At 38.3% G+C, this 13145-nt stretch carries 12 protein-coding genes and 1 pseudogene; 6 read left to right on the top strand and 7 right to left on the bottom strand.

Annotated features, from left to right (window positions below; all coding sequences use genetic code 11):
* Nucleotides 1-31 precede the first annotated feature (31 nt).
* The 3 genes from minD to C502_RS0115195 all read left to right on the top strand — a co-directional run bounded on the left by minD (nt 32) and on the right by C502_RS0115195 (nt 1532).
* Nucleotides 32-844: a septum site-determining protein MinD gene (minD, locus tag C502_RS0115205; protein WP_018679653.1), complete on the top strand. Its 813-nt coding sequence runs from the start codon at nt 32-34 to the stop codon at nt 842-844.
* Nucleotides 845-846: 2 nt separating this feature from the next.
* The gene (gene minE / locus C502_RS0115200; RefSeq protein WP_018679652.1) at nt 847-1119 is read left to right on the top strand and encodes a cell division topological specificity factor MinE; all 273 of its coding nucleotides are present in this window, start codon (nt 847-849) and stop codon (nt 1117-1119) included.
* A gap of 125 nt (nt 1120-1244) precedes the next feature.
* A complete protein-coding gene (locus tag C502_RS0115195; protein WP_018679651.1) occupies nt 1245-1532 on the top strand; it encodes a PA4642 family protein in 288 nt (95 codons plus the stop codon).
* 43 nt (nt 1533-1575) lie between these two features.
* On the opposite strand, the pseudogene C502_RS18980 reads toward C502_RS0115195, so the two are convergent.
* From C502_RS18980 to C502_RS0115185, 3 genes and pseudogenes are all read right to left on the bottom strand, one after another.
* Nucleotides 1576-1893: pseudogene (locus tag C502_RS18980) on the bottom strand (LysE family transporter).
* A 109-nt stretch (nt 1894-2002) separates the two neighbouring features.
* On the bottom strand, nt 2003-3214 hold the full coding sequence (locus C502_RS0115190) for a hypothetical protein (RefSeq protein ID WP_018679650.1): 1212 nt from the start codon (nt 3212-3214) through the stop codon (nt 2003-2005).
* A gap of 22 nt (nt 3215-3236) precedes the next feature.
* Entirely contained in the window at nt 3237-6308 is a 3072-nt protein-coding gene (locus C502_RS0115185) for a DNA translocase FtsK (protein WP_018679649.1), read from the bottom strand.
* 281 nt (nt 6309-6589) lie between these two features.
* On the opposite strand from C502_RS0115185, the gene trxB reads away from it, so the two are divergent.
* The 3 genes from trxB (at nt 6590) to C502_RS0115170 (ending at nt 9209) form a co-directional block, all read left to right on the top strand.
* On the top strand, nt 6590-7540 hold the full coding sequence (gene trxB, locus C502_RS0115180; protein WP_018679648.1) for a thioredoxin-disulfide reductase: 951 nt from the start codon (nt 6590-6592) through the stop codon (nt 7538-7540).
* A gap of 93 nt (nt 7541-7633) precedes the next feature.
* Nucleotides 7634-8365: a leucyl/phenylalanyl-tRNA--protein transferase gene (gene aat, locus C502_RS0115175; RefSeq protein ID WP_018679647.1), complete on the top strand. Its 732-nt coding sequence runs from the start codon at nt 7634-7636 to the stop codon at nt 8363-8365.
* Nucleotides 8366-8393: 28 nt separating this feature from the next.
* A complete protein-coding gene (locus tag C502_RS0115170; protein ID WP_018679646.1) occupies nt 8394-9209 on the top strand; it encodes an arginyltransferase in 816 nt (271 codons plus the stop codon).
* On the opposite strand, the gene rimI is transcribed toward C502_RS0115170, so the two are convergent.
* From rimI to tuf, 4 genes are all read right to left on the bottom strand, one after another.
* Nucleotides 9195-9656 (bottom strand): ribosomal protein S18-alanine N-acetyltransferase, encoded by a 462-nt coding sequence (rimI, locus tag C502_RS0115165; RefSeq protein ID WP_171067641.1) that lies wholly within the window; start codon nt 9654-9656, stop codon nt 9195-9197. The genes C502_RS0115170 and rimI overlap by 15 nt on opposite strands.
* 94 nt (nt 9657-9750) lie before the next feature.
* The gene (locus C502_RS0115160; RefSeq protein ID WP_018679644.1) at nt 9751-10635 is read right to left on the bottom strand and encodes a metal-dependent hydrolase; all 885 of its coding nucleotides are present in this window, start codon (nt 10633-10635) and stop codon (nt 9751-9753) included.
* Between the two features lie 223 nt (nt 10636-10858).
* Complete coding sequence (locus C502_RS0115155; RefSeq protein ID WP_018679643.1) at nt 10859-11740, bottom strand: metal-dependent hydrolase; 882 nt, start codon at nt 11738-11740, stop codon at nt 10859-10861.
* 203 nt (nt 11741-11943) lie between these two features.
* Nucleotides 11944-13134, bottom strand: coding sequence for an elongation factor Tu (gene tuf / locus C502_RS0115150; RefSeq protein WP_018679175.1), 1191 nt, complete (start codon nt 13132-13134; stop codon nt 11944-11946).
* Nucleotides 13135-13145 lie beyond the last annotated feature (11 nt).

The raw sequence follows: 13145 nt of genomic DNA, 5'->3' as shown, positions 1-13145 counted from the left end.
GGGCGTATGACCATAAATAGGAGTGGATTCGGTGGCCAAAATTGTTGTCGTAACGTCAGGCAAAGGTGGTGTAGGTAAAACTACAACAAGTGCATCTTTTGCAACAGGTTTAGCCCTACGTGGTCATAAAACTGTTGTGATCGATTTCGATGTAGGTTTACGTAATCTTGATTTGATCATGGGCTGCGAACGCCGTGTCGTTTATGACTTTGTGAATGTCATCAATAATGAAGCTCGCTTACAACAAGCATTGATTCGTGATAAAGAAATCGAAAACTTGTACATTCTCCCTGCATCACAAACACGTGATAAAGATGCTTTGAGTGATGAAGGCGTTGCTCGTGTGATTGATGAGCTTGCTCAAGAGTTTGACTATATTATCTGTGATTCACCTGCGGGGATTGAGCGTGGCGCGATCTTGGCAATGTATCATGCTGATGAAGCAATCATTGTGACAAACCCTGAGATTTCATCAGTGCGTGACTCAGATCGTATTATTGGTATGCTTGATAGTAAAACTAAAAAAGTTGAACACAACGAAGGCCGTATCCGTAAACATCTCTGTATCACACGTTTCAACCCTGAACGTGCTGACAAACAAGAAATGTTAACGATTGATGATATTTCTAAAGATATTTTACGTGTGCCGACTTTGGGTGTTATTCCTGAGTGTCCAAGCGTACTACAAGCATCTAACGAAGGTAAACCCGTAATTCTTTATGATGAAACTAAAGCTGGGCAAGCCTATGATGATTTAGTTGCTCGTTTCCTCGGCGAAGATCGTCCTTATCGACACATTGCAGTACAGCCAAAAGGTTGGTTAGCTAGACTATTTGGAGCGTAATTATGGCAGGATTCTGGAGTAAACTATTCAGCAATGATGAAAAACCATCAAGTGCGCAAACCGCCAAAGATCGCTTGAAAGTTATTGTTGCATCAGAACAAGGTTTAGGCCGTCGTTTAAGCCAAGACAAAATTGACCAAATGAAAAAAGAAATCATGCAAGTGGTCAGTCGTTATGTTCGTGGTGTAGATGAACAGCATATTCAAATGCAAGTTCGTTCTGAAGCAAATATCGAAATGCTAGAAATGAATATCAATTTACCTGAAGATCGATAGAAGTTTTTTCATTAGCGATTTTTCGCAAATAAAGGCAAAATACCTTACGACTGGACAAAGCGATGCTTTGTTATTTATTCAGTCTCGTATTTTGCCTTTATTATTTTAAGACTGAGGAGATTGTCATGGCATTATCACAGCCAGCAACTTTCAATGAAGAATGGTCAGATGAGCGTGTTTTTGCCTACCTCAACCAACTTCCACCCGCAGATGTAAATGCTGACTTTCATGTACTCTATCATGCATTCAAACATATGCGCCCTTTCGATTATGAGCGCTTGATTACTCAATTTTTAGCTGATGGTCGTGACCTGAATGCAACTAATCCTGAAGGACAGCGTATTCATGACGTGATCGCTCAATTTCCACGTCAGAAAGATGGTTTCTTAGAAGTTTTAGCAAAATTTGCTTAATAGAAAAGCCTGCATCAAGCAGGCTTTTTTAGCTCTATTATTGTTATCGACTTCCAATCAGATACATCCCTAATAGGGTAAAAATTCCACCAGAGATCCCATCAATCCATTTTGCAAAATTTTGATATGCAGTTCTGAATGTAGGTAATGAGAATACAAAAGCCACCACTAAAAACCATAGCAAGCCATTTTCTCAAAAATAATATTCAGTCCCATTAATGCCAATAAAGACCATAGCATTGCACCTAGGCAAATACCCAAAAAACCAACACAGCTTCTTTACGGGAGCGACTGATTGCAGTTTGTGAAACCAAAAGAAATCTAGGTCTGGCGTAATCAATGCACAAAAATTAGTGTACATAATGCAACGAACATAACTTAGCCTAAATTTTTTACAATTTATATAGAGTAAATTAAAGAAAATATTTCTATCGTAGAATTAAAGTAATCTTTTCGTAATTGTTTAAAACTTAATTCACTTGGAAATATTCAGGATAATCCTTTTTCAACTGTTCCATATACTTTTGCTCTCGTTCTTTCATTAACTCATCTTCTGTACCTTTTGCAAAAGCAAGACAATTTTCATATGCATACTCATTCTTCCAATTATTAAGATCATGAAATGATATTCCTTGGAAGAGTTCAGATGTAAATTTTTTATCTTTAACTTGACATGATATATAGATATAGTTAGTAAAATTCCATTGATCTGGGTATTGTTTTAAAACTTCTCTTACTGATTTACGAAAATATTGCCAATCTATATATGATTCTTTTCTTAATTTATCTATTTCCATATTGTCTGCAACAACCCAATATATTCTAGAATAGATTGCAGTACCTTCTTTAGCATTCGTTTTTGATACAGCAAAATGAGCAAATTTTTCTATTTCCTCATAGTCTCCTCCCCATTTAGGAGAGTAATGAGAAACGACTGCATTAAAATAGATTGGATAATAATAAGGAAAACGATTAGTTGCATCCTCTAATGCACTTTTATATTCTAGCTCAGAGTTATTCAAGAAAGTTTTTACATCTAAGTTAACTACATGCCATTCAGGATCTACATTAGATAAACTTGGTATTTTATGATTTAAATAATCATTAGCTTTAGTCAGATATGTATTCCATTGCTTTAAATTTTCTGTTGATACGGTTGAAATATATCCTTCGCCTCGATATTGCCAAGCTCTTGCTAAAAGTAATTTTGCTTTTAAAATTTCAGGCAGTGCAATATTCGGGTATTCTGAACTCCATTTTGATATTTTTTTATAGTGAGACTCCCATATCTTCTTTGACTGTTCTTCCTCTTTAGCAGTAAGAATTTTGTCAAAACTATCATAAAAGACTGTTAGTTTCCATAAACCACTTGACGTCCGTTCTTCACTTTTTAAAAGTTGAATATAAATTTTATTCAACTCATCAAATTTGTTATTTTCAAACAATACTTGAATATTTTCCTGAAAATTTTGCCTATCTAATATTTCATTATTTCTAACTCTACTCACATCATATTGATGAGTTTCCTCATCAACTTCTACAATATCAGATGCATGATTTTTCTTATCAATTTCTAAATTATCTGATTTCATCTGATTTGCACGACTATTATCACACCCACAAAATAAAATCCCCGCAAAAACACAAATGGAAATTTTAAAAAAATTTAAGGTCTTTTTCATTTTGATCCGATATCTAAAAATTTTAAACTAAAATATCGCGCTTACCGTTTGCTCCCATCGAGCTCACGATCCCATTCTCTTCCATCTGATCAATGATACGCGCCGCACGGTTATAGCCAAGACTAAATTTGCGTTGTAACGATGAAGTTGAAGCCTTACGAGTTTCTAAAACAAAAGAAACACATTGATCATAAAGTGCATCACGACTTGGGTCACCATCACCATCTTCAAAACCACGTGACGTTGGTTCTTCATCAAATGGCGTTAAGATTTCATCAACATAATCTGGTTCACCACGTTCACGCCATGCATCACAAATACGGTTCACTTCATCATCACTAATAAAAGCACCATGCACACGCTCAGGCTCAATTTTACCTGGCCCTAAGAATAACATGTCACCATGTCCCAATAAGTCTTCTGCCCCGCCTGCATCGAGGATCGTTCGTGAATCAATCTTACTGTTTACACGTAAAGCAACACGCGTTGGAATATTCGCTTTAATCAAACCTGTAATCACATCTACAGATGGACGTTGGGTTGCTAGTAGTAAATGGATACCTGCCGCACGTGATTTTTGTGCTAAACGTGTAATCATTTCTTCTGCTTTTTTACCGACCTGCATAATCATGTCGGCGAATTCATCGGCAACGATCACAATCGATGGTAATGGAGCCAAACGCGGCGCACGCTCACCGACAACCGAATCACTGGCTTTCCATGTCGGATCAATCAGATCGTCACCATTTGCAATTGCTTCTTCCACTTTACGGTTATAGTCTGCTAACTTACGAATTTTAAGAAAAGACATTAGCTTATAACGACGCTCCATTTCATTGACACACCAATTCAATGCGCTTACAGCATCTTTCATATCAGTAACAACAGGTGTTAATAAATGTGGAATATCATTGTAGTTGGCTAATTCAAGCTGTTTTGGGTCAATTAGAATTAAGCGTAATTGATCAGGCGTGTATTTTAATAACATCGACAAAATCATTGAGTTGACTGCAACTGACTTACCTGAACCCGTTGTTCCTGCAACCAACATATGCGGTGCTTTGCCGAGGTCGGTAATCACAGGATTGCCAGAAATGTCTTTCCCCATCGCCATCGAGAGCAAGCCCGCAGGATCTTCAAATGCAGGCGTTTTTAACAACTCAATCAAGCGTACCATTTCACGGCTACTATTCGGAACTTCAATGCCAATATAAGGTTTGCCTGGAATAACTTCGACCACACGAACAGATGCCATCGACATTGAACGTGCCAAATCACGCGAAATATTGGTGACTTTAGATGCTTTCACACCCGGCGCAAGATCAAGTTCAAAACGAGTCACCACTGGACCAGGTTGAGCCTCTACAACTTGGGCTTTAACATTAAATTCTTGTAGTTTAATTTCTAAAAGTTCTGATAATCGCGCTAATTGCTCAGCAGTAAAATTCACCTTCTTATTCGGATCGACCTTATCTAACAACTCTAAACCAGGTAAAGTTGGCAAGTCACGACGTTTTTGTGCCACTTGCATTGCACGAGACATTGGGCGACCAAATGAATCTGTTAAGGGTGCATCTAAGTCAAAATCATCTTCAATATCAAAATTTTCTTCAACTTTACCCGCAGTCTCTTGCCATGCCTCAATAAATGCTTCTTTTGATAATGTTTCTTTAGGCGCTTCAACTTCAATGGGTGCTTTTACAAAAGTCTGAGGCTGAGCATAGCTTGTCGTTTGAAGCTCAGTTTTTTCATCTTTATCATCAATTAAAAGATCATCGAAATCATCACTTGCAAAAGCATGTTTATCATCATGTCCCATCTCCTTAACAGCAGTGGCATGTGAATGAATGACATTTGATGGTGGAGTAGAATCAATAACGGTTACTTCAGTATCTATTTCAAACTCAATTTCATCTATTTCTGTATGGGGATTTGATGATAAGTCTTGAGTAAATGGTTTATGCAGATCAGTTGCAGTTTTACTATTTGGCACAGCAGCCAATAACTCATCAAAGATTTGGTCATCATTCCAATCAACATGACTTTGACTCGAACGCTGAGTTAAAGATGCGCTATCTGATTGTGAATATTGAAATGGAACAGTTTCGGCATCATCAGCCGCTCTTAAAAGCGCATCAATTTCTTGTTTATGGCTCGCATCATCGTGTTGTAATGCACGCCACACCTCCCCTGTTTGAACTAAACGCTGACTCTCGGCCTCTAGTTGATGGGCATGTTTTAAAGTTTGTTCAAAGTCTTCTGCTGACAATACGTCTTGCTGTTGAGCATTTTGCTGTTCCTTAGCAACGACATCAGCAAACAACTTTTCTGCTAATAGTTGATGATGAGCATTATCTACTGCCGTAGATTTAGGCTGAACGCTCGGTTCTACCTTCTGACTTATTTCCCCAGTTTCTACAGTCTTTGTTTCATCAGCAGGTAGCGAAGACTTGGTCTTTAAAACAGGCGTTTGCGCTACAGCCAATTGCTCAGTCAGATCATATGCAGATTCATGTTGCGGTATATTTTTATAGAATAAATCTTGTAAATAGGCTGGCATATTTTTTAATGTTGCCCATGTTTTGTTCCACTGAATGCCAAAAGCCAAAGTCAGTAATAAAATACTAAAGGATAGTAAAAAAAATGTTGCGCCATAAATCGTCAAAAGTTGAGACAAGCTCTGACCTAATTCATAACCAATGATTCCACCTGCCGCATTTTCTAAAGTATCCGCAGGGACATTCCAATGCAAATACAATAAACTCGAAATAGACAGAATCAAGAAAAACTGAGCTGCATAACGAAATGGACGATTTAAAAAACTTCTAGGCCACCAAACTTGAATCGCTTCCATAAACAAGAATAGAGGAATAAATAAACTTGCCCAGCCTAAAAAACCAAATAACAAATCTGCAATCCAAGCACCAGCAACACCACTTGCATTTGAGACCTGTTGCGTATCACTTGAAATATGCATCCAACCAGGATCGAAAGGTGTGTAGGTTACTGTGGCAAGAAATAGATAAATGCCAAAAGAAATCAAAAATAATGTCATTAAAAAGCGTTGTGCATAAACACTTGACACCGCAGCCATATACAGTCCTGTAACCCAATTTGTTATTTGTAGGTATCGATTAAGGTCTAACTGACCTTGATCAATAAGTTTTATATTATGCACTCGTTCTTACAAAAAAGATGCACGATTGTTTACTGTTGTTGTTAACATCCATAGTTGTTGCAAACATTGATGAAATATCAGTAAATGCTCTCCATGATATAGCTCAATTCGATTAGGTTTATCAATATTATCCACCCCACTTTGATGTGGATTAACGTATAATTTTAACAGTTTTAATATAAAAAGGATGTTCTTTAATGAGCGCTCGCCATTCACGGTTAATTATTTTGGGTTCTGGTCCTGCTGGTTATAGCGCAGCAGTTTATGCAGCGCGTGCAAATCTTAAACCAACACTCATTGCGGGTCTGCAATTGGGTGGTCAATTAACAACGACAACTGAAGTTGATAACTGGCCAGGCGACCCTGAAGGATTAACTGGTCCTGTATTAATGGAGCGTATGCAAGCTCATGCAGAACGATTCGGTACAGAAATTGTTTATGACCATATCAATGAAGTAGACCTTAAAACGCGTCCATTTGTCTTAAAAGGTGATATGGAAGAGTACACTTGTGATGCTCTTATTATTGCAACAGGGGCAACTGCGCAATATTTAGGTCTTGAATCTGAAACTGCATTTATGGGTCAAGGTGTAAGTGCTTGTGCAACCTGTGATGGTTTCTTCTATAAAAACCAAAATGTCATGGTGGTTGGTGGCGGTAATACTGCCGTTGAAGAAGCACTTTATCTTTCCAATATCGCTGCACATGTCACATTAGTACACCGTCGCGATAGTTTGCGTTCTGAAAAGATTTTACAAGATCATCTTTTTGCAAAAGAAAAAGAAGGCAAAATCAGTATTATTTGGAATCATCAAGTCGATGAAGTTTTGGGTGATAAAACGGGTGTAACTGCTGTTCGAATTCAGTCCACACAAGATGCAAGCACTCAAGATATTCAAGTTCAAGGTCTCTTTGTTGCAATTGGACACAAGCCAAATACCAGCATGTTTGAAAACCAGTTGAACTTGCGTGATGGGTATATTCAAGTTCAAAGTGGTACTTCAGGCAATGCAACAGCCGCTTCTATTGAAGGCGTATTTGCTGCAGGTGATGTAGCAGATAGTATTTATCGTCAAGCAATCACTTCAGCAGGTTCAGGCTGTATGGCTGCTTTGGATGCTGAAAAATATCTCGATAATTTGAACTAATCTCTATATTCCCTTGCGTTGACAATTTAGAATAGATTGTCAACGCGCTCTAGTTGCGTTAATTTAGAATCATTCTTATTCACTTTAGCAACTATGCAAGCGCTGCCTTTATCACAATATATTTTCCCAGATCCTATTGAAGCCGATCCAGAAGGACATGGCTTTATTTGCATAGGTGCAGATCTTTCCCCTTCTACCTTATTTGAAGCATACACACACGGTCTATTCCCTTGGTTCAACGAAGATGAGCCGATTTGTTGGTGGAGTCCAGAGCCTCGCTGTATTATTGAGCCTTATGCGTACAAACCAAGTAAATCACTGATTCGAAATATGAAAAAGTATGATTATCACATTACGATTAATCATGCTTTTGAAGATGTCATTCGCTCATGTTCACTCCCACGTAGTTATGCCAATGAAACATGGATTAGTGAAGACATCATTCAGGGGTACTGTGCCTTATTCGAAGCAGGCTATGCCTATAGTGTAGAAGTATGGCACCAAGAAAAATTGGTTGGTGGTTTATATGGTGTAACCATTGGAAAAGGTTGTTTTGGTGAGTCCATGTTTAGTACTGAAACCGACGTTTCTAAAATGGCTTTTTACACACTGATGTTGATTGGTCAGGAAAATAAATTACCTTGGATAGATTGCCAATTGGTCAATGAACATCTTTTAAGCTTAGGTGCTTGTACACTTTCTCGCCAAGTCTATCTAAAATCGTTACAAGATGTAATTATTGCCCCCTCTATCAATTGGAAAAGTTATCAAGAACGTGTATTTTCAAGTAAAACAATAGCACTTTGTGCAAAATTAGACGGTTAATGGATTAACACCTTGGAGGGACAGATTCATGAAATCATACCAACCCAAGTCCCTTTTAAATGACTTACAGTATTATATTACGCCGCCACACGACTGTAGCTATCTTGATAACAAGTCAGCTCGGATGGTATTTTTAGACCCGATTCACCGCATTGATGTGGTGACATTGTCAGAACTTTCACGCGTCGGTTTCCGCCGTAGCGGTGATTTTGTCTATCGCCCTGAATGCCATTTATGTCGTCAATGTTTATCTTGTCGTGTTCCGATTCAAGAATTTAAAATGAATAGCAGCCAGAAAAAGGCATGGAAACGCAATCAAGATTTAACAATGAGTATCTTGCCAACCTCGCAAGCCTCTCAACAACATTACGATTTATATGAACGCTATATTAACGAGCGCCATGCCGATGGTGATATGTACCCAGCGACACTGGATCAGTTTGAAAAATTCCTTGTACATAGCTGTACTGAAAGTTTTTTTATCGAACTTTGGGATGATCAAAAACTGATTGCCGTCTCCACCTGTGACTTAATGGATGATGGGCTCTCTGCCGTTTATACCTTTTTCGATCCAAATGAACAACGCCGTTCATTGGGGGTATTTGCGATCCTTAAACAAATTGAATATGTACGCACGCTCAATCTAGATTACTTATATCTAGGCTATTGGGTGCCACATTCAGCCAAAATGAATTATAAATCGCAATATACACCACTGGAATTATTGCTCGATGGGCAATGGCGTCGACTTAATCGTCCGCTCTCAGAAAATGAAATCCATCAGCTCGGCAACTCATTGATGAGTACCCTACCTTCTGAGTGGAATAATTTAATTATTAAATAAGGCTGCAAAATCATCCGTGCATGTTTTGACCATAATCACAGCATGCTCTTTTGAACCATCACGATTTGGATAATAGTTTTTGCGTAAATCAATTTGATGAAAACCTATTTTTTCATACAAACCAATGGCGGCTGTATTACTTTCACGCACTTCTAAAAAAATCTGGATCGGATGATTCTTTAATTGTTGGATTGAATGATCCAATAATATATATCCCAATCCCTTCCCCTGTTGATTTGGATGAATTGCCATCAATAATAAATTTGCTTCATCCAAAACAGGCTGCAAAATACAGAAACCCACCACCTGATTGGCTTGCTCATACACCGTACATTGATACGAGGCTAAAGATTCTTGAAACTGTTGCTTCGACCAAGGATGTGTTTGCACTAAACGCTCAATTGCAACAACGCTATCTAAATCGCTTTCTTGCATCAATCGAATCACGGCCTACTACTCTTATAAAATATTGCTGTAGATTATCAGTAATTCGATACAAAATTTGAATAAGAAAATGGGCAATTTTGCTTGCCCATTTGAATTAACTCATATTAAAACCCAGTTCAGCACGCCATTTATTCAATAATGCAGTTGTATCATCATCATTTGGATGGAATTTAGGTCTTAAAAATGCCAACAAGGTTGGAATCTGACGCGTCATAAAACCTTTATAGCCATACATGAAGTTGAGCATGTATTTGGTATCACGCCATGTCAATTTACCATCGGTTTTTAACAGTGTTGCAGTGAAATAGGACTGCGTAATAAAGATTAAGCCCATTGCAATGACTAAAGCTAATGAACGCATAAAATAAGCTTTAAACCCCTGCCCATACATCGCTTCATACACATCAAAAGCCACTGCTTTATGCTCATTTTCTTCAACGGCATGCCACATCCATAAGTGATACATGGTCTCATCCATGAACATGGATTGAATATTAGGATTACTCAGCAGTTCTTCGGCAATGGTTGAGGTAAAGTGTTCTAAAGCACAAGTTCCCGTTAAACCAATCATTTCTTTGGTAAAACCAAACGGCTTTAATAATCTAGCACTTACAGCAACACCATATTGAATGACTTTACCCGTTTTTGCTTCCAATTTACGTACATCATAACCATAAGCCTGCGCAGCTGCATTAAATGCCAAATGCTCTTTAGAATGCATCGCTTCCTGACCAATAAAAGCACTAATTTCTTTCTGTAACCGAGGATCAGTAAGTTTCGAATCATTACGTACTGCACGAGTACTATTTACAAAGAATTGTTCACCTTCTGGAAACAAAGCTGAAAGTGCGGTCATGAAATGTGTTAAAGCAGCATCACCATTTGCCCAATAGCGTGGCACTTCACCAAATTCAAAATCCATTCGGCGTACAGGAAAACTAGCACCAGCTCGATTTGAAATATTGACTTTCGCATTCATACTTTGTTCTCCTTTATGGTGAATATGTTTCACTCATCATGATTTATTCTTTAGTTATACGCTCTTTTAAATGCATTCAATAAGTGCAGATAAGGTCAGAAAAGCATCATCTTAGGACATGTCATCGTCCTGAAAACATAGGGGTAAATCAGAGATTAAAAATAAAAAAGGGCAACTTTCATGCCCTTCTATAAAACGATATGACTAGAGATCTAATGCAAAATTACAAACCCAATTTTGCTTTCCAATCCTTCAGTAACTGTACTGTATCTAAATCATTTGGATGAAAACGCGGTTTAAAATAAGCCAACATTTCACCAGCCATACCCGCAATAATCCCTTTAGATGGGCTATATGCATAGGTATAAATCATACCTAATTCTTTCAGATTCAGCTTTCCATCATCTTTCAATAATTTAAGTACAAATGAAGATTGTGTTAAAAAAATTGCGACCATTGCAACCACGAGTGCCGTATTACGTAAAGCATAAGCTTTAACACCTCGTCCGAATATTTCTTCATAAACATCATAAGCAACTGCTTTATGTTCATTTTCTTCTACAGCATGCCATAACCACATATATGACATGGTGTCATCTTGCATCAATGCTTGAATATGTGGGTTACGCAGTAATTCAGAAGCAATTGTCGCAGTAAAGTGTTCCAGTGCCGTAGTCGCTGTTAAATCCACCATTTCTTGAGTCATACCAAACGGCTTGACTAATTTAGCAAATAACTTACGACCTGTTTGGATCACAACACCTGTTCGTCTTTCTAATGTTGCAACATCATGACCATATTTTTGTGCAGAGGCATTGAAATTGACATGCTCTTGCGTATGCATAGCTTCTTGACCAATAAATGCACTAATTTCTTTTTGTAGTTCTTCATTGTCTTTAATTGCTGGGTGATAGCGCACAGCACGCACTGAATCAATAAATAATTTTTCACCATCTGGAAACAAGGCCGAAAGTCCTGTCATAAAATGGGTTAAACCAACAGAACCATTCATCCAATATTCGGGTACTTGATCAAAATCAAAGTTCATACGACGTACTGGAAAACTTGCACCTGCACGGTTTGAAATATTTACTTTAGCGTTCATGCTGCTGACTCCTTTTAAATGGAATATTTTCCATTTAGTACTTTTGTTCATTTTCTTATGTTTTATATTACGGTTTTATTGCAATGAATTAAGTGCAGTTTAGGACAGCAAGGTATCAGTTTAGGACACTATTACAGATAGATTGTCGAACAATAGACATAAAAAAACACCCCAATGGGGTGTTTTTTTATTACTTTAGGCGATTATACAGTTACTTTCGCAACAACACCGGCACCTACAGTACGACCACCTTCACGGATTGCAAAACGTAGACCTGGATCCATTGCGATCGGGTGGATTAATTCTACTGACATCTCAACGTTGTCACCTGGCATTACCATTTCTACGCCGTCTTGTAATTGGATTGCGCCAGTTACGTCAGTTGTACGGAAGTAGAACTGTGGACGGTAACCGTTAAGGAATGGAGTATGACGACCACCTTCTTCTTTAGAAAGTACATATACTTCTGCATCGAATTTAGTGTGCGGCTTGATTGTACCTGGTTTAGCAAGTACTTGACCACGTTGTACGTCTTCACGCTTAGTACCACGAAGAAGAACACCACAGTTCTCGCCCGCACGACCTTCGTCAAGAAGTTTACGGAACATTTCTACGCCAGTTACAGTCGTTACAACTGTATCGCGGATACCAACGATTTCAACTGATTCGCCAACTTTAACGATACCAGATTCAACACGACCTGTTACTACAGTACCACGACCAGAGATAGAGAATACATCTTCGATTGGCATTAAGAATGCTTTGTCGATTGCACGTTCTGGTTCTGGAATATAAGTATCAAGCGCTTCAACAAGTGCAAGAACTGATGCTTCACCGTAAGGACCGTCATTACCGTTTAATGCTTGAAGCGCTGAACCACGGATGATTGGAGTGTCATCACCAGGGAAGTCATAAGTAGAAAGAAGTTCACGAACTTCCATTTCTACTAATTCAAGTAATTCTTCATCATCAACAAGGTCACACTTGTTAAGGAATACAAGAATAAATGGTACACCAACCTGACGTGAAAGAAGGATGTGTTCACGAGTTTGTGGCATTGGACCATCAGTCGCAGCACATACAAGGATCGCGCCATCCATCTGAGCAGCACCAGTAATCATGTTTTTAACATAATCGGCGTGACCAGGACAGTCTACGTGAGCGTAGTGACGGATTGGAGAATCGTATTCTACGTGTGAAGTATTAATTGTAATACCACGTGCTTTTTCTTCAGGAGCTGAGTCGATTTGTGAGTAATCTTTCGCTTCACCGCCGTAAGTTTTTGCACAAATAGTTGCAATCGCAGCAGTTAAAGTTGTTTTACCATGGTCAACGTGACCAATTGTACCCACGTTTACGTGTGGTTTATTACGTTCAAACTTAGCCTTAGCCATTTGATTTTCCT

It is taken from the genome of Acinetobacter tjernbergiae DSM 14971 = CIP 107465, assembly GCF_000374425.1.
Lineage (GTDB): Bacteria > Pseudomonadota > Gammaproteobacteria > Pseudomonadales > Moraxellaceae > Acinetobacter > Acinetobacter tjernbergiae.
The sequence above is the reverse complement of the archived record's forward strand: the minus strand, read 5'-3'. Positions and strand labels throughout refer to the sequence as shown.